Below are 21,516 nucleotides of genomic sequence, written 5' to 3'. Positions count from 1 at the left end.
AAAAAACCTTTTTTGGAGGAATACTTCATGTCTAGCCTTAACTATAAAAACTGGCGCAGTCTTATTAAACCCAAGTTCTTGGAAATTGAAAATGAGAGTCATACCGGAACTTATGCCAAGTTTACGGCCCGCCCTTTAGAACGTGGCTTTGGTATTACCATTGGTAATTCCATTCGTCGCATTTTGTTGTCGTCCCTTCAGGGTGCTGCCATTGTATCGGTTAAAATTGAAGGTGTGGTGCACGAGTTTTCAACTGTACCTGGTATTAAAGAAGATGTTACCAACATCATCCTTAACTTAAAGGAATTAAAGTTAAAACTGGTAGAAGGTGACAAAGCCACCATTACCTTAAACGCCACAGGCGCAGGTGTTGTCACTGCCGGACAAATTGATACCGGTGGTCGTGTTGAAATTTTAAATCCCGATCATCCTATTGCTACTTTGGGCGAAGATGCCAATCTTACCATGGAAATGCAGGTAAAAATGGGCAAGGGCTATGTTTTAGCCGAAACCAATAAAGATCAGGGTGCTCCCATTGGAACCATTTTTATTGATTCAAACTTTTCTCCCATTGAACGTGTAAATTATTCTGTAACCGATGCTCGTGTGGGTCAGGCTACCGATTACGACCGTTTAACCTTAGAAGTTTGGACCAACGGTGCTGTTTTACCCGAAGATGCAGTTGCTTTTTCGGCTAAAATTTTAAAAGAACAGCTTCAGGTATTTATTAACTTTGAAGAAGGTTTAGAACCCGTTGAAGTAGAAATTAAAGAAGACGAACAAAACAAGATTAACGAGCATTTAAACCGCCGTGTAGACGAATTGGAATTGTCTGTACGTTCTGCTAATTGCCTCCAAAATGCCGAAATTAAATATATAGGCGAATTGGTGCAAAAAACCGAAATGGAAATGCTTAAAACCAAAAACTTTGGCCGTAAGTCCTTAAATGAAATCAAGGAAATCTTGACCGAAATGGGCTTGGGCTTGGGTATGAAAATTGACGGATGGAAACTTCCTACCGACGAAGTTCCCGCTGTTAAGACAGAAGAAATGATTTAAGAAGAAGTGAATAGTGGATAGTTGATAGTGAATGGTAAAAGATTCTTGCCATCCACCATCCACCATCCACCATTTACCTGTTTATATGAGACATAAAGTATCTGGACGTAAGTTAGGGCGTAAAACACAACATCGCTTGGCCATGTTTAAAAATATGGCAGCTTCTCTCATTATGCATGAGCGCATTGAAACCACGCTGCCTCGTGCTAAAGAGTTGCGTTCGTTTGCCGATCATCTTATTACCTTGGGTAAAAAGAATGATTTGGCTGCTCGTCGTCAATCGTTTAACTTTATGCGCTCGCGTGAAGCTGTAGTAAAACTTTTTGATACCTTGGCTCCTCGTTTTGCCGACCGTAACGGTGGGTATACCCGCGTTCTTAAATTAGGCTACCGTCTTGGCGATTCATCGCCCATGGCTATTATTGAATATTTGCCCGGTACCGGTGTTCACGCCGTTCCTAGTGGCGATAAACCTAAAAAAGCAGCAGCTCCCAAAAAGGAAAAGGCCGCTAAAGCGCCTAAAGCCGAAAAAAAGGAAAAAGCTCCCAAGGCCGCTAAAGCTTCTAAAGAAAAGAAGTCGACAAAAAAGAAGTAAAGCTCCATAATCCGGTTTCTTACAGAGCAGCTCATTTGTGATTATATAATGAATCTGCTCAGTATAAAGCAGTCTTTAACGTACCTTAAGTTTTTAACGGATTAGTATGAAGCAGGTTGTGGATGAACGCCGAGCGTTTCTTTTTTTACTGGTTGCATTAGGGGTTGGATTTTTTCTCCTCCTTAAGCCCGTTTTTATGGCTGTAGTGTTAGCCTGTATTGTGGCTATACTTTTATATCCGGCTTACGAGTTTCTTCTTAAAAAATTAAAAAATCGCTCTTATCTTACTTCGTTCATTACCACGTTTTTAACTTTTTTAATTTTGGTGCTGCCGTTTAGTTTGGTTGTTGTTCAAATTATTTCGGAAACGGTAAGTTTTGTTTCTACCCTCGATTTAAACTCATTTTTTTCCACTATTACCAACCAAAATTTTTATCGTGATTATATTGAGCCGCTGTCTACAAAATTAGAAACGCATCTGCATATTACAATTGATGTGCCTGGTCTTATTACGCGCGTAGGTGGCGAAGTAGCGCGTTATGTATACAATTATTCACCTGAGGTATTAGGCCGTACGCTTTCGTTTATGTTTGGTTTTTTTGTGATGCATTTTACTCTCTTTTTTGTACTCATTGAGGGGAAAAATCTTATCCGTATTCTGCTCGATTTATCTCCCATTTCTGGAAAGTACGAAGATAGGCTTCTTTCAGAAAGCCAAAATATGATTTACGCTACCGTATATGGTTATTTGCTAACGGCCTTAGTTCAAGCCGGACTCGCTTGGATTGGTTTTGGTATTGCTGGCGTAAAAGCGCCTCTGGTATTTGCAACTCTTACGTATTTTATGTCGCTTGTGCCTATTATTGGTGCAACGTCGGTATGGCTGCCCGTTGGGCTTACCTTGCTTGCGATGGGGGATACCAAATGGGGTTTGTTTATTTTAATTTACGGAGCTGTACTCATTTCGGGAGTAGATAATATTATTAAACCCCTTATTATGCGGGGCAAAGCCAAGGTTCATATTTTACTTATTTTCTTTTCGTTATTTGGAGGTATTAGTTTGTTTGGGCCTATTGGTATTTTGTTTGGTCCAGTAATAATGGCATTATTTTTAGCGAGTGTAAGAATTTATAGAGAAGATTTTGTTAAATAGTTTTGCTTAGGATTGAAAGGGAAAGTCATGACAAAAGCAAAAATTTTAATTGCGGATGACGATGCTGATTTAGTGGAAATAATTGCTATGCGGTTAGCAAATAATAACTACGGCATTTTGAAAGCCTATCAGGGTATTCAAGCTGTAGAAGTGGCCCAAAAAGAAAAGCCAAATTTAATTTTGCTCGATTGGCAAATGCCCTACGGTAAAGGTTCAGCTGTATTAGAAATGCTGCGAGAAAATGAAGAGACCATGGATATTCCGGTAATTATTTTAAGCGGTGTGAGTGAATCGGGCATGGAAGAAGTGATGAAAAGTTATAAGGTAAAATATTTTATACGCAAACCTTATAACGATAAAGAACTTCTTAATTTAATTGAGCAGTCGTTAGCTTAATTTTTTTATACCTTATAAAATATAGTTTTCGTCCCATATCCTTCCATTTTTTTTCAAAAAAGGTTTCAGTTAATTCGGGCAGGGTATCAGTGTATTCCAGAGGGGCTAGTGTATTTGTAAGCCAAGGAACCTGTTTTAAATTTTCCATCACCCAACGTGCATAAGGCTCATCATCGGTGGCATGTAAAAACAAACCACCTGGTTTTAAAAGATTGGCTAAAATCCATAAAAACTTAAGATTTAAAAGACGGCGAAAAGCATGCCGGTCTTTGGGCCAGGGGTCGGGAAAAAGTACCATGATTTGCTCAAAAGTTTCAGCTTTAGCATATTGCGGTACAATCAAGCGCGCATCGCCACCCCATAAACTGATATTGGTGAGTTTTTTCTTTTCAATCCGAGGGATCATCTTGGTAAAACGCTTTTTGCCAATTTCTACCGCTACAAATTTTTTATCGCGATATTCCGATGCTTTTTCAAGCAAGAGATCTCCACGGCCGGGCCCAATTTCCAAAATATCACCTGTTAAGACGGTAAGTCCCTCGGGGTAATGACGGATGTCTTTGGTAAGGTCATGTGCAAAGGGAAAATCCCTTTCTTTAGCCATGGGGGTAGGTATCAAACCCATCTGGTGAGTTCAAGGGAGATTATCCTCGCGGATGAAACTTTTTATGCACATCCAACAAATGCTTGCGGCTCACATGTGTGTAAATTTGTGTGGTAGAAATATCGGCATGTCCCAACATTACCTGAACCGAGCGTAAATCGGCGCCGCCTTCCAGTAAATGCGTGGCAAACGAATGGCGCAGGACGTGGGGGCTGATGGGGGTTTTAATACCGGCCAGTCTTGCCTGTTTTTTAAGGCTTATCCAAAAGTTTTGGCGGGTTAATCCATCGCCATGAATGCCTAAAAATAAAAAGTTGGAACGTTTGCTTTTTAAGAGTTGTGGGCGGTAGTTTTCACAATAATCTTTTAGGGCGGCTATGGCAGCACTCCCAATAGGGACCACGCGTTCTTTAGAACCTTTGCCGTAGGCTATCAAATAACCTCCATTTAAATTTACATGATTCATCTCTAGGTTTACCAGTTCCGACACGCGGATACCGGTTGCGTACAAAAGCTCCAGCATGGCGCGATTACGATGATGCCAGGGTTCGTCTTGCGTTTTTTCCTGCAGCAATAAATTGATTTCTTGCAAGGTTAAAAACTTGGGGAGCTTTTTTTCAAGACGGGGATGTTCCAAATTTTGTGTTACATCTACCGTCACTATCTTTTCACTTATTAAAAATTTAAAAAAATTACGGAGGGTGGTTAAATTGCGGGCTAAGGTACGGGTGCGCAAATCGGCCTTTTTACGGCTCCGTAAAAAAGACAGCACCTGACTATCGGTAATGTCATGAGCTAAGGGTTCTGGCTTAGAATGAGCCGTAAGATGAAGGATAAAGAGATTAAGATCATTGCGATAAGCTTCAATTGTTTTAGAGGAAAGACCTCGCTCTACCGTGAGGAAGCGGAGATAGTGATCGGCAGCCTGACCTACAAGCATTAGAAACTTACCCGAAAGTTGGCACCCTGAATGGCGCTAATAGAAAAATTAAAGTCTTGGCTAATTTGAACATTATTAATGTTATTGTTCATATCGGTCAGTGTTTGGTTAAGCTCATGCATTTCGTCTTTAAAGTTGGAGGGTAAAGGCTTAACTTTATCTTTGGGTTCCGAAATTTTTGTAGATTCCATCGGTTTGGAGCGGTGCATGGATTGACCTGTAGCGAGAGCATTGAAGCTTACAAGTACAAGGCCTAAAGTAAGATAGGCAGCCATTCTTTTCATAACCATACCTTCTTTATAACGGACAGATCAGATGACGCTTTATATTAGCGCTATCTTTTTTAAAAATTCAAGATTAAAAACCTTGGCAGGCAAAGTTTTTATTGAGAACGCTAGTGATGTTACTTTTATGCCGATTAGTAGAGCCCAAGGGCTTATTTTTTGTTTGACGATATGACGCACTACGACAGAAAAGATAAGTTTTATCAAATGGCTAAAGAAGAGGGGTATCCTTCAAGAGCTGCTTATAAATTGATAGAACTCAATAAAAAATATCGCATTTTAAAGACGGGAAATAGCATCATCGATTTAGGTTGTGCTCCGGGTGGGTGGCTTAAAGTACTCAATGATGCTCCCTTATTTAAGGTTCAGGGGGTTGTGAAAGTGGTGGGGGTAGACTATGCACCTATTACTTTTACTCCAAGGCAAGAAGTGGCTTATATACAAGGGGATTTTACTAAGAAAGAAGTGCGAGAACAGACTCTTAAAACCCTGGGCGGGAAGGCTCATTGGGTGATAAGCGACATGGCACCCAAGCTTACCGGCATTAAATTTAAGGATATGGCCGACTCGTACGAGCTGGTGCGCATTGCTTTGGACTTTGCTTTTTTAGCCTTACAAAAAGGGGGAGGTTTTATCTGTAAAATCTTCCCCGGACCCGATGCGGTTGAGATTATTAGGGATATGAAACGCAATTTTGAGCGCTTTACCCAAGTCAATTTAGATAGTACCCGTAAAACCTCCGATGAAACCTACCTGGTAACCCAAGGTTTTAAAGGGCGCAAAGATTAAACAAATCACCTCAATATTGTCATGTTTTGATTGATATTATGCGTCCTTGTGCGATAGATGACACATATGCTTAAAGTGCTGGAAACCTTGGGTCGTTATCTGCTGGTGGAGACTATTGCCAGTGGTGGGATGGCCACGGTTTATCGTGCCAAGCTGCATGGGGTGGAAGGTTTTGTTAAAGATGTGGCTATCAAAAAAATTCTTCCGCACTGGGCCGAAAATGATGAGTTTATTAAAATGCTGGTGGATGAAGCCAAGGTTTTGGTTCATTTAAACCACGCCAATATTGTTCAGGTTTACGAACTGAATCGCGACGATAATATTTATTACATAGTTTTGGAATTTGTAGATGGTTTTGATTTGCGCAAAATCACCAATCGACTGGATATCACGCGCCAAAAAATTCCCGTTCCCCTTACTCTCTACATTATCGAAAAAATATGCATGGGTCTTATGTACGCCCATGAAAAAAAGGATGGTGAAAGCCATGGTTTGGGTATTGTCCATCGTGATATTTCACCGCAGAATATTTTAATCAGTTTAGATGGTGACGTAAAAATTACCGATTTTGGTATTTCCAAAATTATGGGCAAGGCGGGTGATACCACGGCGGGGACGCTTAAGGGGAAATTTACCTACATGTCTCCCGAGCAAGCGCAAGGCCATCCGGTAGACCCGCGCAGCGATATTTTTTCTTTAGGCATTATTTTTTACGAATTAGTCACAGGGCACCGTTTATTTAAGGGGATTAACGATATTGAAATATTAAATGCGGTTCGCAATTGCGCTATTGAACATAAATATTTAGATGAAGCCGGTATTGACGACAAATTAAAATCTATCATCCTTAAAACGTTGGCTCAAAATCCTGATGATCGCTATGCTAGTGTGCGTCTTTTATACCGTGATTTACGTGAATACCAGTTTGAGAAGCGCTATGTATCAACTTCGCTAGAAGTTAAATATTTTTTGCAGGATCTCTTTGGCGCAGAATTATTGGAAAAAACAAAAAAGCACCGCGAAGAATCTCGCTCTACCGTTATTCACGATTTAACCCGCTTGGATGTGGCCGATGTGTCGCGCAAAACGCGGGTTTTGGTAAAATCAAACTTGTCGGACCCGTCTGAAGCGCAGGACAAACCGGGTAGGTTGAGCTGGAAGAAAGAGGCAATTGTTGCTGCCGGTGTTTTGTTGGTAGCGCTTTTAAGTGTGTGGCACTTTTTTAAAAAAGTACCACCGGCCTTGCCGGAAACTGCAGCTGTAGTGCCGCCACTCATAGCGGCGCCTGCTGTGGAGCGTCCCGAACCTAAAGTGCCTAAACCTGTTTTTAATGCCCGTGTTCTGGTTACGGTAGAACCGGCTAGCGCCAGTGTAGAATTAACACAGGGCAAAGAAAAAATTAAATTAACACCAGGCCAGTGGGTTACTCTGGAAAAACTTACCGACAATCAGGAGTATACTTTGAGTGTTTTTCACCCCGAGTATAAAAGCCGTCAGGAAAAAATTGTGCTGAACGCTACTCAGAATGAAATTCAAAAAACATATACTCTCGAAAAATTGGAAACCGGTTTTATCACGGTTTCTGCGTTGCCGTGGGGAAAGGTGTTTTTAGGAGGGGTAATCCGTGGCAGTTCCACGCCACTGCGTTCTCAAAAAGTGCCGGTTGGAACGCATACGCTTTCTATTGCCAGCCCCGATGGTAAAATTAAATCGTCTACACGTGTAAGCATTTCTAAGGCTAAAAGTGTGCGGTGCCAGGTTAATTTTTCCCAAAAAACCGAAGATAAAAAAGCTCCCGCTATTTTGTGTCAGGATTCGTAAATTAACTTGTAAGTACTTGGGACTTTTGAGATAAAGGGAAACCGTGAAAAAGTTTCTTTCTCTTATTCTTTTAGCTTTTATTGTTTCCTGCACTTCTTCCCATAATAACCTCAAGCTTCCCGTTAAAGAAATTCATCTTAAAAACGGTTTAACCGCGCTGTTGGTTAGTCGGCCGGGTGCTCCTGTGTTTTCGGCTTATATCCGCATCAAGGTAGGCAATATTGAGGAATCTAAAGGGGCATCAGGCTTGGCTCATTTTTTTGAGCACATGGCTTTTAAGGGGACAACTACGATTGGTACCTCTAATTACGCCGCCGAAGAGCCTGTTTTAAAAGAAATGTTTTCTGTGGGAGCCGATCTTGTAGAGGCTAAAAAAGAGGGCAGATCCGATGTTAGTGCTCTTGAAGAAAAACTTCATGCCCTAGAAGTTCAACATCAGCAACTTATCAATCAAAACGAATTTGTACGTATTTATCAACGCAATGGTGGCGGAGATATTAATGCTACCACCTCTAACGATTTTACCAGTTATTTTGTATCGCTGCCGGCCTCTAAACTAGAATTATGGGCCTATATGGAAAGCGAGCGTCTTAAACATCCTGTACTGCGTGAATTTTTTAAGGAGAGGGATGTTGTGGCCGAAGAACGCCGTATGCGTTACGATAATAATCCCGATGGTAAATTGTATGAAGCATTTTTAGATACAGCTTTCGATTCAAGCCCCTATAAAATTAATGTGATTGGGTATCCACAAGAAATTCAACAATACACCTACGATAAGGCTATGGAGTTTCGTAACCGCTATTATATTCCGCAGCGTATTGTAATTGGTTTGGCTGGTAGTTTTGACGTAAAAGAAGCTGAACAATATATTGAAAAATACTTTGGTGATCTTCCTGCTGCAGCATCTGATACAATTTTGGAAAACAAGCCACAAATTTTAGATAATTCTTTTCCTCGTACCAAAGTTTTAGAAGGTCCGGATACAGCCCGTTTTTATATGGGTTTTCATCGTCCTGCACACCCTCATTCTGATGATGAAAAGTTTGATATGATGCAGGGAATTTTATGTGATGGCCGTACCTCGCGTTTGTTTAAAGTTTTAGTTACCGAAAAGAAAATGGCGTCCGGGATTGATTGTTACAGTTCCTTGCCGGCCTCCCGCTTAGATGGGCTTTTTACCATTTACGCGTCGCCACTTCCTGGTTTTACCAACAACGATATTCAAAAAGTGGTGTTAGATGAGATGGAAAAAATAAAACAAGAAGGAGTAAAGCCCGAAGAATTGGCCAGGGTTAAAAATAAAATGGATTCCGATATGATTTGGTCGCTGAAGTCTAATATGGGACTGGCTACCTTAGTGACGTTTTATCAAAGCTTAAGCAACGACTGGAAATATTTATATAAAATGCAGGAAAAGATACATGCTATTACCAGCAATGATTTAAAAAGTGTGGCGCAAACCTATTTTGTGCCAGGCCGCATGGTGACCGTGAAAATGGAGCAGAAAAAGTGAAAAAACTTTTGTACGTTATTATTATCTCTATCTTGTGGGGTTCTCCCTTTGCCCGTGCCTTGGATGAAACAGTAGCGCGACTGGAGCAAAAACCTGTTCCTTCCTTTGAAGCGCCTGATGTTCCTACCTACACTTTTCCCAATGGCCTTCAATTATTTTATTACCCCAATCGTGAACTTCCTGTTTTTGAGGCTCAACTTCTTATTAATGTGGGTGCTATTCACGAAGATCCTCAAAAGCTAGGTTTACTGACTTTACTCACGTCGTCTATACGCATTGGTGGTACATCCAGTTATACTCCCAATCAGGTAGATGAGGAACTTGAAAAAATTGCGAGTGATATTGATGTTGGAGCCTCACGGGAGAGTACGGTATTTAAGATGTCGTGTTTAACCAAAGATGTAGATCAGACGCTTAAAATATTTTTTGAAATGCTTAAAACACCCCGACTTGACGCCGAACGCGTAGAACTGGTGCGTACGCAAATGCTGGATGCTATCACGCATCGCAATGAAGAGCCCGAAAGTATTACCGATAGAGAGTTTGCTCAAATGCTGTATGGCGATAAAAGCGAATGGGTTCGTATTTATAATGAGACTACAGCAAAAAATATTAGCGTAGACGATATGAAGGCTTTTATAGCCAATTATTTTACGCCCGGTAATATGCGTATTGCCGTATCATCTCAATTAACAATGGAAGAGGTGATAGAAAAGCTAAAGCCATTTATGGAAGGTTTTAATGCGGCAGGTAAAACGAAACCGTTTGTGGCACCCGTTCAAAAAACATGGGGCAAAAAACTGGAGATTATCGATTTACCCGTGAACCAATCCAATATCATGATGGGGCATTTTGGTGAAAAGCGTTTTAACCCCGATAAATATGCGCTTATTTTGGGAAACTATGTGTTGGGTGGATCCACATTTGGTTCGCGTTTGGGTTCGCGTATTCGTACTACCTTGGGTTTGGCATATTCTATTTATTCGCAATTTGAATTTGATACCGACTATGGCACTTTTGCCATTTCTACCAGTACCAAAACGGGTTCTACAACTCAGCTTATTGAAGAATCAAAAGCAACCATTCACGATATTTTGGAAAAAAACCCTATAACAGATGCTGAAATTAATTTTGCTCGTCAGTCCATTTTAAACCAGCTTGTATTTCAACTAGACGATCCCTATAAAATTGCCGTTACCGATATGCAGTATGATTTTTACGCGTATCCCAAAAAATATCTTAACATTTATCAAAAAGGTATTTTAGGTGTTACCTCAGACGATGTGGCTCGTGTATTAAAGCAGTATGTGCGTCCGGACGATTTTGAGATTTTAATTGTGGGAAATAAGAAAGAGATTGTGGGTTTGGATAAGTTAGGAGAAGTTGTGAGTAGGCCCCTGGATGATCAATAGTAAAGTGAATGGTGGATAGTGGATAGTGGATGGTGAAGATTGTTTTTTACCATTAACCATCCACCATTAACCATCCACTTCTGCCAAATGAAAGACGAAGGGTATTTTCAGTTTAGTTTAGGGCAAATCATGATGGCGGTGGTAACACTGGTTGTGATGGGTATTGTGGTGTTTTATGTAGGGGCACGTTTTGGTCCCAAACTTTTATGGGGCATCAATATAGATTTTTCTCGCCAGCACGCTATTTTACCTCAGGAAATTCCGGAAGAAGAATTAAAAAAGCTTATTGCCGAGCATAAAGATCAGTTTAAACTGACATTTTATGACGAGTTAGAAAGGGAAAAGCAAAATTTAGAAATGAAGGATGCCGAAAAGCCTTTTGTGCCATTGCCCGCCGACGCGATTAAAGAAGAGGCGGTTCCTAAAGAAGAAAACAAAGTTCTTGAAAAAACAACGGCCGAAGGACCTGCTATGGAAACGCCCAAAAAAGACGAGCCTGTAATACCCTCTGTTTCTAAACCAGTACCCGCGCCTGCAACTACGCCAGTAAAAGTGGCAGAAAAAGAAATTCCTCTTCCTAAAAAAGAAGAGGTAAAAAAGTCCGAACCTGTTTTGGTAAAAGCGCCTCCAGTTGAAGTGAAAGCAGAAGACATAATTCCGGAAAATAAGCCCAAAAGCTACACGCTGCACGTGGGGCAATATACCGACATTAAAAAAATGGAAAAAATGCAGGAGCGTTTAGAAAAAGGTGGTTACAAAACCATACAAAAAAGTTTTCAATCGTCTTCAGGCGAAACCGTGTATGTCTTGCAAATTGGACAATATGCTTCGCAGGATATAGCGGAAAAAACCAGTCAGAATATCCGTAAGAATTTCATGGTGATATCTCAAGTAGTGGAGAGATGATTATAGGATTGACACTATATGACAATATATATAGTGTCACTTTTATGTCGCGTAAAAAAATATCCACAACGGTTTATATTACTGAGGAGCAAAATGAGTTGCTCAAGGCCTTAAATGAAAAAACAAAAGTGCCTATTGCCGAGTTTATTAGACAGGGCATTGATATGATTTTGGAAAAAAATAAAAAAGAACTTCCCGGGCAGTTATCCTTAATTGATAATTCCAAGTAAACAGATTAGATACACACCATGGTAGACGTTTCACATCGCCGTAATTTTTGTATTATTGCTCATATCGATCACGGTAAATCCACTTTGGCCGATCGCCTTATTGAAAAAGCCGGACGCCTAGAAGCGCGCCAGATGAAAGAGCAGATGCTCGATTCGATGGAACTGGAACGTGAACGCGGTATTACCATTAAAGCCAGTTCGGTGCGTCTTACTTATCGTGCTAAAAACGGTGAAGATTACGAATTTAACCTGATCGATACGCCCGGACATGTGGATTTCCAATACGAAGTATCGCGCAGCTTGGCGGCCTGTGAAGGGGCGCTTCTTGTTGTAGACGCAGCCCAAGGCGTTCAGGCGCAAACTCTGGCCAATGTGTACTTGGCACTCGATCAAAATTTGGAAATTATTCCTATTCTTAATAAAATCGATTTACCCGCTGCCGATCCCGTACGTATTTCCAAACAAATAGAAGATGTTATTGGGTTACCAACCGATAATGCTATTCATGCCAGTGCTAAAAGCGGCATTGGTATTGAAGAAATTTTAGAAGCCGTTGTGCAGTATGTGCCGCCGCCAAAAGGCAAAGAAGATAAGCCTCTTAAAGCATTGGTGGTGGATAGCTGGTTTGATAGTTATCAGGGTGCCGTGATGCTGGTACGTGTGGTGGATGGGCAGATTAAAGTGGGCGATAAAATTAAGCTCATGCACATGAATAAAGATTACGAAGTGCTTAAAGTGGGGGCTTTTGCGCCGCAGCCGGTGTCGTTTCCCGTTTTGGCTACTGGTGCTGTAGGCTTTGTGGTGGCTGGTATTAAGGAAATTAGAGATACCAAAATTGGTGATACTATTACCTCCGTTTCTAATCCTGCAACGGAGATGCTACCTGGCTTTCGTGAAATTAAACCCATGGTGTTTTGTGGTATTTATCCGGTTGAATCGCATCAATACGAAGATTTAAAAGACTCACTCGAAAAATTGCGTCTTAATGACAGCTCCTTTAGCTTTGAGCCCGAAACTTCGGGGGCTTTGGGTTTTGGATTTAGATGCGGCTTTTTGGGATTGTTGCATATGGAAATTGTGCAAGAGCGTTTGGAACGTGAATATAATCTTGCGCTTATATCCACATCGCCCACGGTGAAATATCAGGTATATTTAACCGATGGTACCATGGAAGAAATTGAAAACCCGTCGTTTATGCCCGAACCTACTGCCATCGATCACATGGAAGAACCGTATATTGACGTGCATATCCATGTGCCCAGCGATTTTGTGGGTAATATCATCCAGTTGTGCGAAGCGAAACGAGGTATTCAGCAAAAAATTGATTACATCACAACAGACCGTGTGGTGGTGCATTACGAGATGCCGTTCCCGGAAATTATGTTCGATTTTTACGATAAATTAAAATCGGTAACCAAAGGTTATGCGTCGGTAGATTACGAATTAACAGGCTTTAAGGCATCCAATCTGGTTAAACTCAATATTTTAGTAAATGACGAACCGGTGGATGCACTCTCCATCATCGTTCATAAAGATAACTCGTATTACCGCGGGCGCGAGCTGGTAAAAAAATTACGTGAAATCATTCCCAGGCAGCAGTACGAGGTGGCTATTCAGGCGGCCATTGGTTCCAAAATCATCGCGCGAGAAACGGTGAAAGCATTACGTAAAGATGTTATCTCCAAATGCTACGGGGGTGATATTACGCGTAAACGCAAACTGCTCGAAAAACAAAAAGAAGGTAAAAAGCGTATGAAGCAGGTGGGGCATGTGGAGATTCCGCAAGAGGCTTTTTTGGCTGTGTTGAAAATCGATTAGGGGGCATTATGAAAAAAAATATTATCCGCGAATATGCGGAAGCACTTATTACTGCCGTACTCTTGGCTTTTGTGATTCGCTCCTTTATTATTGAACCTTACAAAATTCCGTCTAAATCCATGGTTCCCACTTTGCTTGTAGGTGATCATATCTTCGTTAATAAATTTGTCTACGGCTTGCGCATTCCGGGTACCGAAAAGTGGATTGCCAAATTTAGTGAGCCTAAGCGTGGTGAAGTTATTGTTTTTATTTACCCCGAAGACAAAAGCCTCGATTTTATTAAACGTGTTGTAGGACTTCCAGGAGATCACATTCGTGTTCACGATGGTGTTTTATATATTAACGATCAAAAAATTGCCTCGGTAGATCTGAATATTACAGGTGTAGATCCGGACGATCATCGCAAGCTTATTGTATCCGATGCCGAATCACTGCAGGCGCCTGATGTTTTAAAGAAAGTGCCTTTTTCGCGCGGTTACGAAAACTACCAGGTTAAAATTGAGGATATGATGGGGTATCAGCATTTAATTCAAAGAAGTCGTTTAATGCCAAACGATACTGAGGTTGATTTGGTGGTGCCCGAAAATCATTTCTTTGTGATGGGAGATAATCGTGATCAAAGTGCCGATAGCCGCGTGTGGGGCTTTGTGCCGCGTGAAAATTTAAAAGGAAAAGCTCTTTTTATTTGGTTATCGCTTGATGATGACTTGGGCGGCATTCGCTTAAAGCGTTTTGGCAAAGGGATTATTTAAAATAATTTTTAGAAATGATAAAAACGGCCTACTCTTTCAATAAGGAGCAGGCCGTTTTTGTTTAAAGAGCTTCTACGTAGTAATCAATATCGCGAGGAAAACGGCGCCATTGTCCATTGTGCTCTACCAAAATATCGCTTTGAGGGGAAATCAGCAATTCTGTGCCCGATACAATGGGTTGAGGAGGGATAAACTCAATACGCACCCCATTGGGCAAAATTGTTTTTGAGTATTTTCCTACCAGCGGCCCCTGGCTATCTTCAATATAGAGCTGATTGATATGACGGGCGTTAGTAATCCCTTCAATTGTGACGGTTACCATCCCCTGCATGGCACAGGCATAAATATTGGGATAAGATTTTACACTATCTACACCCATGGCATTGGTGATGATGCCATATTGGGTACACGGCGAGTCGGCCACTTGTGCATCGGCTACAGTGGCCGGTTGTGAATCAAACAAGAAGGCCGCAGGACGGGCCTGGGCCCTAAGGGATAAGGTAAGTGCTATCAAGGCGGTTAATACAGTTATTTTTGTTTTCATAAAGTCTCCTTTGGTTAGTACGACATGCCCATGCAGGATTATCGGAAAAAAAAGTGCGTAAGTTGCGTGGAGGGGGGATATTCCGTATTCTTCAAGAATACAAAAAAAGATTACCCATTAATAAAGCACGCCCGCTCTAAGCATTAACAAGGAGATATTTATGCGTGTTTTTCTTATATTATTGATATGTCTAGTTTTGGTAAAACCGGTATGGGCTGATGAGGCTAAACGCTGGGAAGCTGGTGTATTTACAGGGTTTGGTGGTGGTGCTGTGACTGCTTTAGAAGATATTTTTGATACCGAGGATGCAAGGCTGGGTTATTTGTTTAACAATCTAAATGGTTATATAGCCCATTATTTTTCTCCTTATTTTGGTCTTCGTCTATCTGCTGGAGTAGATCTTTATCATAGCCTCGATTTAGACTATAGTTTTTTTATGCCATCAGGTGACTTGGATGCTATGATCCATTTTACAAAATCACCCACACAATTTGATCCTTATGTATTGGTAGGCGGAGGGTTTCCGCGTATTGTGCATGCTGGTTTTGGTAATAGGTTTACGGTGGGTAAAAATATTCATCCTTTTGTGGAGGTAGTAGGCAGTACGTTTTTAACGTGGGATTACCGTGGTGAAGTACGAGCGGGCGTGGGGTTTTCGTTTTAAGCTATCTAATTTTGGTTAAGATTTAAATGTTTTAAATACCTTGGAGTTGTTGCACAAATTTCCCGTGCGTGAGATATCAAAAACATCTTTTAAGTTAGCCAGATTAATACCTGTATCAAAACCTTCGTTTTCTAAAAAATAAACCAGATCTTCCGTGGCTAAATTGCCACCGGCACCCGGAGCGTAGGGGCAGCCGCCTAAGCCGCCGATAGAACTATCAAACGAACGAATCCCTCTTGTTAAACCGTAGGCCACGTTAGAAAGGGCTGTTGCATAGGTATCATGACAATGCATGGCAAAAATATTTTTTGCAAAATGTCGTTCGTCAAAAAGATCTAAAAGATTTTTCCAGTCTTTAGGGGTGCCAACGCCAATAGTATCGCCTAGAGAATATTGCGAAAAACCAAGCCCCTCGGTTTTTTCAATAATATCCAAAGTGTGCTTAGCTTGCATGGGGCCATCGTATGGGCAAGCAATAACGGTAGAAATATAAAGACGTAATTTAATTTCGCGGTGATGAGTGGGAGTTTTGCTAAAATCGGTAATAATAGTATAGCCTTCATCACGCAAGTATTCTACGCACTCGGCAATAACATCCAAACTTTTATACACACCCATGCCAATATTTTTTTGGTTAAACGTTTCGCTAGCAGCTGTAAAAAATGCGATTTGAGTTATTTTTTGAGCGAGTGCGTTTTTGAGCCCATGCAAATTAGGAACTAAATACCAGAGTTTTTGATGGAGCGGGGTAAGCTGGTGAGCAATTTCGTCTGTGCCTTGCATGGCAGGTACTTTAGCCGGGTTTACAAAAGCACCTGCCTCAATATGATGAAAACCAATGCTTACCAGTTTTTGAATAAGTTTTATTTTTTGATCAACGGATAAATGTTCCTTAACATTTTGTAATCCGTCTCTAGGGCCTACTTCGATGATGTTGATTTTTTCGCGCATAGATGAAGAGTAACCCCCTCCAGCTCCCCCTTAACTTAAGGGGGAGGGTAAGAAAGTCCTCCTCCCTTAAGTTAAGGGAGGAGATAGAGGTGGGTTAGTCTGCCCACTTCGGTTTTCTTTTCTCAAAAAAAGCTTTCATGCCTTCTTGGCCTTCATCGGATGAACGCAGTTTTGCCAGCATGCTGGCTACATATTTCATTTTATCGGGCCACGTTTTATTAGGCAAGGTACAGAAATAAGTTTTTACTTCCTTTAGAGCATTGGGAGAGTTTTGTAAAATTTCTTTTGTAATCCCTTGAGCTTTACTTATTAACTCTTCTGCATTTGCTGCTACATCGTGAATAAGATTTATGGCTTTGGCATTTTCTGCTGTAAATCGCTCGCCAGTAATAAATAGTTTGCGAGCTTGAGATTCACCAATTTTATCGATGACAAAAGGGCCAATGACAGCCGGAATGAGTCCTAATTTTACTTCTGAGAAGCTGAACAAACAGTCGGCTGTTGAAAGAACAATATCCGAAGCACTAATTAAACCCAAAGCTCCACCCATGGCCATACCGTGTACTAAAGTGATAATGGGTTTAGAGCCGGAAAGCATGGTTTCCAGAAGTTCTGCTAGCTTTAAGGCATCTTCTGCATTTTTTTCGGGTGTATAGGTGGCACTTTTTTTCATCCATTCCAAATCGCCGCCAGCACTGAATACTTTTCCTTCGCCATTTAAAATGATGGCGCGTGTTCCTCTATCCGCAAAAGCTGCTTTAAAAGCATCTGTCAGTTCGAGGATGAGCGTGTCATTAAAGGCATTTCGTACATCGGGACGGTTTAGGGTGATGGTGGTGATTTGATTTTGATTGGTAATTTTAAGTGTGTTCATAATATCTACCTCCCCTGACCCCTCCTTACAAAGGAGGGGAACCCCGATTCATTCCTCCCCTTTGTAAGGGGAGGTTAGATGGGGTAGCCTCTACATTCTAAATAATCCAAACGGCCCGTCAAAACTGGGATTGCCATAACGGCAAGCATCTAACGATAACCCTAACACAGCGCGTGTATGCCGTGGGTCAATAATACCATCGTCCCACAATCGGCTGGTGCTGAAGTAGGGCGAACCATCGTGTTCGTAACGTTCTAAAATAGGGGTACGGATTGCTTCGATTTCTTTCTCTGTTAATTTTTTACCTTGCTTGTTTAACTGTTCAATTTTCACCGTGGAAAGAACACTTGCCGCTTGCTCTCCACCCATTACTGAAATACGGCTATTGGGCCACATAAAAAGCATGCGGGGTCCAAAAGCGCGGCCGCACATGCCGTAATTACCGGCGCCATAAGAACCACCAATAATCACGGTAAATTTTGGAACGCGTGTTGTAGAAACAGCCGTTACCATTTTAGCGCCATGCTTGGCTATTCCCTCAGCTTCGTATTTTTTACCCACCATAAAGCCCGTAATATTTTGCAAGAAAACAAGAGGGATATGACGTTGATTGCAGAGCTCAATAAAATGGGCTGCTTTTTGAGCGGATTCACTAAAGAGAACACCGTTGTTAGCCAAAATTCCTACTTCAAAACCCATGATGTTGGCAAAACCTGTTACAAGAGAATTGCCATAATGTTGTTTAAATTCGTGAAACTCCGATCCGTCAACAAGGCGGGTGATGATTTCGCGGACATCAAATTGCTGATTTTTATTTTTAGGCAAAATCCCCAAAATTTCGCTCGGATCGTGTAAAGGATTGGCGAAAGATGAAGAGGGTGTATAGAGAGAATGTTTCTTCCGTCCTAAATGGCTCACAATATCACGTGTAATCATCAGCGCATGTGTGTCGTTATCGGCATAATGGTCGGTTACGCCACTTTGCTTACAATGTACATCCGCACCGCCCAAATCTTCGGCTGTTACCACTTCACCGGTAGCAGCTTTTACCAGGGGAGGGCCTGCTAAAAAGATGGTACCCTGATTTTTTACGATAACCGATTCGTCGCACATGCTGGGAACATAAGCCCCCCCCGCAGTACACGAACCCAGGACTACAGCAATTTGTGGAATCCCTTTGGCAGACAAACGCGCTTGGTTATAGAAAATGCGTCCAAAATGATCTCGATCAGGAAATACATCGGCTTGTAGTGGTAAAAAAGCTCCACCGCTATCTACCAAATAAATACAGGGTAAGTTGTTTTCGTAGGCAATTTCCTGGGCCCTTAGGTGCTTTTTTACGGTCAGTGGAAAATAAGTGCCGCCTTTAACCTTGTAGTTGTTGGCTACAATCATCACCGTGCGGTTACATACCTGGCCAATACCGGTTACAATTCCTGCCCCGGGAGCTTCGTTATCGTATTGATCAATAGCGGCTAAAGTAGAAAGCTCTAAAAAAGCAGAATCCGGATCTAGGAGTGTTTTTATCCGCTCTTTAACAGAAAGCTTTTTGCCCGTGGCGTCGGCTATATTTTGGGCGTTTTCAACGATTAATTTTTTATTATCTAAATCCAAAATGAGTGATTGATGAAAAGTATAATTTTCCTTATAAGAATTGGACTCAGGCGAGATTTTTGACTTTAGAATCATACTAGACCTCTACATGTCTTTTGAGCGATCTTCAAGTGTTTTGCTTGGTTGTTTCAAGGAGTCTAAACCCCTATTATGAGTCGTAAAAAATCCATTTTTGAGAACCTTTTTCGTAAAATAATTCCTTATTCGTGGTTGATTATTATCTTTGTTGTGGTTCTTACGGCGCTTAGCGCTCAGCGTGGTATCAAACTCTTGTCATCTATTAATACCAATTTACAGGCACTTTTGCCCGACGACTATCCCAGTGTAAAAGTAGCGCGTGATATTAAACAAAAATTTTCTAAAAAACAAAAGGGCAACAATGTGGTGGTTGTGATCGATTCGCCTTTTCAAGAGGTAAACGAGCGTGTTGTTACCGATATGGCGACTTATCTTAAAAAAAATCCGGCAATTTTTGATGTGAAGTATTTAAATGAAAACTATGAGTTTTCAAAAGATCACAAACTGTTATTTTTAGATTATGAAGATCTGGAAAAAATTCGTGATAAAATAAAACGCAGAATTCAGCAGGAAAAACTGGGTGGGTTATATATTGATTTGGGAGGAGATGATCATAAAAAGGAATCCCTCGATTTTGACGATTTATCTAATAAATATGCCGGTTATATCAATAGTGCCCGTTCACCTTTTGTAGCTAATTCAGATGGTACTATTTTATACATGAAGGTGTATCCTGATCCTGAAAAAACGAGTCTAAAATATTATAGTGGTTTTTTTAAGGAGATTGAAAAGTCTTTAAAAAATTTTCCTCTTAACGAATATGGAAATGATATTCATGTAAGTTACGCGGGCTCCATTTTAACTAAAGTAAATGAATATAACTCGCTTATTAGCGATTTAACGCGCGCGGGGCTTGTTTCAACCATCGGCATTTTTATTATTCTCTTTATTTATTTTAGAAGGTTTATCGCCGTATTTATCACTTTTATCCCATTAATTACCGGTATTTTGCAGGGCTTTGCCTTTTGCTCCTTTTTTGTAGATAGCCTAAATGTGGTAACCTCCTTCTTATTTTCTATTTTATGTGGCCTAGGCATTGATGTGGGGATTCACATGATGGACCGCTATTTAGATGATCGTTATCATGGTATTAGTCAAGCAGACGCCTTAGTTAATGTTTTTACTAAAACGGGCAAAGCTTCAACAACCAGTGTTCTTACAACATGTGCCAGTTTTTTTATTTTAGTAATCAACGATTTTAAAGGTTTTTCCGAATTTGGTTTTATTGCCGGTACGGGTTTATTGATTGTCCTTTTAAACTACATCATTTTTTTCCCGCCCTTGCTTTTATATTGCGAAAAAATAAAACTGCTCAATCTTAAAAAAGGCCATAAAGCGTCTACACATAAGAAATTTGAAGCGTTGCCACATTTTCCTGGCTATAAAAAAGTACTTGTTGGAGGAGTAATTATTTTTATTATCAGTTGTATGCTTTTGCCAAAAATTGGTTTTGAATGGAATTACGGGATTCTTAAGTTTAAAGACGAGAAAACTCTCGTTGCGCGTGAAAAAATACGCCAGGTATCGGGTAGGGTTAATTCTCCTGCCGGACTTATTATTACATCCAAAGAAGAAGCCGAATTATTAAAGCAGGAAATTAAAAAGCGCAAAGATGCTAACCCCGATGCCACTACCCTTGAAAGTTTTCGCTCTGTTTATGATTTAAATCCCGATCGTCAGGATGAAAAAATGGCTCTTTTGCACGAAATAGAGATTCTTTTAAATGATGATGCTTTAAATGTGATTAAAGGTAAAAAGCGAGAAGCAATAGATGAATTTAGAAGAAATATTGCCTCTACCAAAAAGATGGATCCTCAGGAAGTTCCGCAGGAGCTGATTGATCAGTATCATAGTGAAACTGTAAATGATCCTTCCATGTTAGCGTTTATATTTCCAAAAGCTGATTTGGAACTTGATGATGGGCGCCATGCCGTTGATTTTTTTAATGAAGTAAACGATATTAAAATTAATGATAAAACTTATAATGCATCTTCTGATTCGGTTGTTTTTGCCAATGTATTGCTCACCATGTTTGCCGCTACCAAGGAGGCTATGCTGATGAGCATTGGCGCATTGCTCTTGTTGCTATACATCGATTTTAAAAATGTAGCCAAAGCTTTAACAGTTTTTGGGATGGTTATTTTTGGTTTAGTATCTATGGTGGCTACAGCCGCTCTGTGCGGTCTTAAATTTAACTTTTTTAACATGATCACTCTTCCTACGGTGTTGGGGATGGGGGAAGATAATTGCGTTCATATTTACAGCCGTTTTGAAGAGGAGGGCAAAAAATCGGTGATGAGGGCTTTGTCTACCTCTGGCATGACTGGTTTTTTGGCCTCTGCTACAACTATTATGGGGTATGTGGGACTTATTTTTGCCCATCACCCGGGTCTTAAATCTATTGGCCAGTTTGCTGTTATTGGCATGACAGCTTGTATGTTAACTTCTCTTGTGTTTTATCCTGCTTTGCTGGAGTATCTAAAAACAAAAAATAAGGCATAATGTTTTGGTTTTTT

General features: G+C 40.8%; 21 protein-coding genes. 14 read left to right on the top strand and 7 right to left on the bottom strand.

Features of this window, described 5'->3' with window-relative positions; genetic code table 11:
* The first annotated feature begins 27 nt into the window (after positions 1-27).
* The 4 genes from K1X76_04730 (at position 28) to K1X76_04715 (ending at position 3,203) form a co-directional block, all read left to right on the top strand.
* Positions 28-1,059, top strand: a complete 1,032-nt coding sequence (locus tag K1X76_04730) for a DNA-directed RNA polymerase subunit alpha (GenBank protein ID MBX7148368.1) — start codon at positions 28-30, stop codon at positions 1,057-1,059.
* Positions 1,060-1,144: 85 nt separating this feature from the next.
* Entirely contained in the window at positions 1,145-1,654 is a 510-nt protein-coding gene (rplQ, locus tag K1X76_04725; GenBank protein ID MBX7148367.1) for a 50S ribosomal protein L17, read from the top strand.
* A gap of 106 nt (positions 1,655-1,760) precedes the next feature.
* Complete coding sequence (locus K1X76_04720) at positions 1,761-2,807, top strand: AI-2E family transporter (protein ID MBX7148366.1); 1,047 nt, start codon at positions 1,761-1,763, stop codon at positions 2,805-2,807.
* 27 nt (positions 2,808-2,834) lie between these two features.
* Positions 2,835-3,203, top strand: coding sequence for a response regulator (locus K1X76_04715; GenBank protein ID MBX7148365.1), 369 nt, complete (start codon positions 2,835-2,837; stop codon positions 3,201-3,203).
* On the opposite strand, the gene K1X76_04710 is transcribed toward K1X76_04715, so the two are convergent.
* Genes K1X76_04710 through K1X76_04700 form a run of 3 tightly spaced genes read right to left on the bottom strand, consistent with a single transcriptional unit; the run spans position 3,175 to position 5,031 of the window.
* Positions 3,175-3,807, bottom strand: a complete 633-nt coding sequence (locus tag K1X76_04710) for a hypothetical protein (protein MBX7148364.1) — start codon at positions 3,805-3,807, stop codon at positions 3,175-3,177. The two genes, K1X76_04715 and K1X76_04710, sit on opposite strands and share 29 nt — an antisense overlap.
* Before the next feature lie 40 nt (positions 3,808-3,847).
* On the bottom strand, positions 3,848-4,747 hold the full coding sequence (gene xerD, locus K1X76_04705) for a site-specific tyrosine recombinase XerD (GenBank protein MBX7148363.1): 900 nt from the start codon (positions 4,745-4,747) through the stop codon (positions 3,848-3,850).
* Positions 4,747-5,031 carry a hypothetical protein gene (locus K1X76_04700; GenBank protein MBX7148362.1) on the bottom strand — a complete coding sequence of 95 codons (285 nt, stop codon included), beginning with the start codon at positions 5,029-5,031 and terminating at the stop codon, positions 4,747-4,749. Before K1X76_04700 ends, xerD begins: the two co-directional genes overlap by 1 nt.
* A gap of 171 nt (positions 5,032-5,202) precedes the next feature.
* On the opposite strand from K1X76_04700, the gene K1X76_04695 reads away from it, so the two are divergent.
* From K1X76_04695 to lepB, 8 genes are all read left to right on the top strand, one after another.
* Entirely contained in the window at positions 5,203-5,820 is a 618-nt protein-coding gene (locus tag K1X76_04695) for an RlmE family RNA methyltransferase (GenBank protein MBX7148361.1), read from the top strand.
* A gap of 57 nt (positions 5,821-5,877) precedes the next feature.
* Positions 5,878-7,641, top strand: a complete 1,764-nt coding sequence (locus tag K1X76_04690; GenBank protein MBX7148360.1) for a serine/threonine protein kinase — start codon at positions 5,878-5,880, stop codon at positions 7,639-7,641.
* Positions 7,642-7,684: 43 nt separating this feature from the next.
* Positions 7,685-9,157, top strand: coding sequence for an insulinase family protein (locus tag K1X76_04685; GenBank protein MBX7148359.1), 1,473 nt, complete (start codon positions 7,685-7,687; stop codon positions 9,155-9,157).
* Entirely contained in the window at positions 9,154-10,569 is a 1,416-nt protein-coding gene (locus tag K1X76_04680) for an insulinase family protein (protein ID MBX7148358.1), read from the top strand. The genes K1X76_04685 and K1X76_04680 overlap by 4 nt, the downstream gene beginning before the upstream one ends.
* An 87-nt stretch (positions 10,570-10,656) precedes the next feature.
* A complete protein-coding gene (locus K1X76_04675; GenBank protein ID MBX7148357.1) occupies positions 10,657-11,475 on the top strand; it encodes an SPOR domain-containing protein in 819 nt (272 codons plus the stop codon).
* Between the two features lie 44 nt (positions 11,476-11,519).
* On the top strand, positions 11,520-11,705 hold the full coding sequence (locus K1X76_04670) for a ribbon-helix-helix domain-containing protein (protein MBX7148356.1): 186 nt from the start codon (positions 11,520-11,522) through the stop codon (positions 11,703-11,705).
* Positions 11,706-11,723: 18 nt separating this feature from the next.
* Positions 11,724-13,523, top strand: a complete 1,800-nt coding sequence (gene lepA / locus K1X76_04665; GenBank protein MBX7148355.1) for a translation elongation factor 4 — start codon at positions 11,724-11,726, stop codon at positions 13,521-13,523.
* Positions 13,524-13,531: 8 nt separating this feature from the next.
* Positions 13,532-14,275, top strand: coding sequence for a signal peptidase I (gene lepB, locus K1X76_04660; protein MBX7148354.1), 744 nt, complete (start codon positions 13,532-13,534; stop codon positions 14,273-14,275).
* A gap of 61 nt (positions 14,276-14,336) precedes the next feature.
* Here lepB and K1X76_04655 read toward each other — a convergent pair whose 3' ends face one another.
* Positions 14,337-14,819, bottom strand: coding sequence for a hypothetical protein (locus K1X76_04655; GenBank protein ID MBX7148353.1), 483 nt, complete (start codon positions 14,817-14,819; stop codon positions 14,337-14,339).
* 160 nt (positions 14,820-14,979) lie between these two features.
* Between K1X76_04655 and K1X76_04650 the strand changes: the two genes are divergently transcribed.
* Positions 14,980-15,483: a hypothetical protein gene (locus K1X76_04650; protein MBX7148352.1), complete on the top strand. Its 504-nt coding sequence runs from the start codon at positions 14,980-14,982 to the stop codon at positions 15,481-15,483.
* 15 nt (positions 15,484-15,498) lie between these two features.
* Here K1X76_04650 and K1X76_04645 read toward each other — a convergent pair whose 3' ends face one another.
* From K1X76_04645 to K1X76_04635, 3 genes are all read right to left on the bottom strand, one after another.
* Complete coding sequence (locus K1X76_04645) at positions 15,499-16,434, bottom strand: hydroxymethylglutaryl-CoA lyase (protein ID MBX7148351.1); 936 nt, start codon at positions 16,432-16,434, stop codon at positions 15,499-15,501.
* Positions 16,435-16,528: 94 nt separating this feature from the next.
* Entirely contained in the window at positions 16,529-17,308 is a 780-nt protein-coding gene (locus tag K1X76_04640; protein ID MBX7148350.1) for an enoyl-CoA hydratase/isomerase family protein, read from the bottom strand.
* Positions 17,309-17,398: 90 nt separating this feature from the next.
* A complete protein-coding gene (locus K1X76_04635; GenBank protein ID MBX7148349.1) occupies positions 17,399-18,997 on the bottom strand; it encodes a methylcrotonoyl-CoA carboxylase in 1,599 nt (532 codons plus the stop codon).
* A 75-nt stretch (positions 18,998-19,072) separates the two neighbouring features.
* Here K1X76_04635 and K1X76_04630 point away from each other — a divergent pair, with 75 nt between their 5' ends.
* Positions 19,073-21,502, top strand: a complete 2,430-nt coding sequence (locus K1X76_04630; GenBank protein ID MBX7148348.1) for an MMPL family transporter — start codon at positions 19,073-19,075, stop codon at positions 21,500-21,502.
* Positions 21,503-21,516 lie beyond the last annotated feature (14 nt).

Source organism: bacterium, from assembly GCA_019695305.1.
Taxonomy (GTDB): domain Bacteria; phylum UBA10199; class UBA10199; order UBA10199; family JAIBAG01; genus JAIBAG01.
Note: the sequence above shows the minus strand (reverse complement) of the source record. Positions and strands in the feature narration are given on the sequence as shown.

Bases quoted from the DNA above. Each gene is read 5' to 3' on its own strand.
- K1X76_04630 (MBX7148348.1), top strand. From the start codon at position 19,073: ATGAGTCGTAAAAAATCCATTTTTGAGAACCTTTTTCGTAAAATAATT.
- K1X76_04695 (MBX7148361.1), top strand. From the start codon at position 5,203: ATGACGCACTACGACAGAAAAGATAAGTTTTATCAAATGGCTAAAGAA.
- lepB (MBX7148354.1), top strand. From the start codon at position 13,532: ATGAAAAAAAATATTATCCGCGAATATGCGGAAGCACTTATTACTGCC.
- rplQ (MBX7148367.1), top strand. From the start codon at position 1,145: ATGAGACATAAAGTATCTGGACGTAAGTTAGGGCGTAAAACACAACAT.
- K1X76_04645 (MBX7148351.1), bottom strand. From the start codon at position 16,434: ATGCGCGAAAAAATCAACATCATCGAAGTAGGCCCTAGAGACGGATTA.
- xerD (MBX7148363.1), bottom strand. From the start codon at position 4,747: ATGCTTGTAGGTCAGGCTGCCGATCACTATCTCCGCTTCCTCACGGTA.
- K1X76_04710 (MBX7148364.1), bottom strand. From the start codon at position 3,807: ATGGCTAAAGAAAGGGATTTTCCCTTTGCACATGACCTTACCAAAGAC.
- K1X76_04640 (MBX7148350.1), bottom strand. From the start codon at position 17,308: ATGAACACACTTAAAATTACCAATCAAAATCAAATCACCACCATCACC.
- K1X76_04650 (MBX7148352.1), top strand. From the start codon at position 14,980: ATGCGTGTTTTTCTTATATTATTGATATGTCTAGTTTTGGTAAAACCG.
- K1X76_04700 (MBX7148362.1), bottom strand. From the start codon at position 5,031: ATGAAAAGAATGGCTGCCTATCTTACTTTAGGCCTTGTACTTGTAAGC.
- K1X76_04675 (MBX7148357.1), top strand. From the start codon at position 10,657: ATGAAAGACGAAGGGTATTTTCAGTTTAGTTTAGGGCAAATCATGATG.
- lepA (MBX7148355.1), top strand. From the start codon at position 11,724: ATGGTAGACGTTTCACATCGCCGTAATTTTTGTATTATTGCTCATATC.
- K1X76_04690 (MBX7148360.1), top strand. From the start codon at position 5,878: ATGACACATATGCTTAAAGTGCTGGAAACCTTGGGTCGTTATCTGCTG.
- K1X76_04670 (MBX7148356.1), top strand. From the start codon at position 11,520: ATGTCGCGTAAAAAAATATCCACAACGGTTTATATTACTGAGGAGCAA.
- K1X76_04655 (MBX7148353.1), bottom strand. From the start codon at position 14,819: ATGAAAACAAAAATAACTGTATTAACCGCCTTGATAGCACTTACCTTA.
- K1X76_04730 (MBX7148368.1), top strand. From the start codon at position 28: ATGTCTAGCCTTAACTATAAAAACTGGCGCAGTCTTATTAAACCCAAG.
- K1X76_04635 (MBX7148349.1), bottom strand. From the start codon at position 18,997: ATGATTCTAAAGTCAAAAATCTCGCCTGAGTCCAATTCTTATAAGGAA.
- K1X76_04715 (MBX7148365.1), top strand. From the start codon at position 2,835: ATGACAAAAGCAAAAATTTTAATTGCGGATGACGATGCTGATTTAGTG.
- K1X76_04720 (MBX7148366.1), top strand. From the start codon at position 1,761: ATGAAGCAGGTTGTGGATGAACGCCGAGCGTTTCTTTTTTTACTGGTT.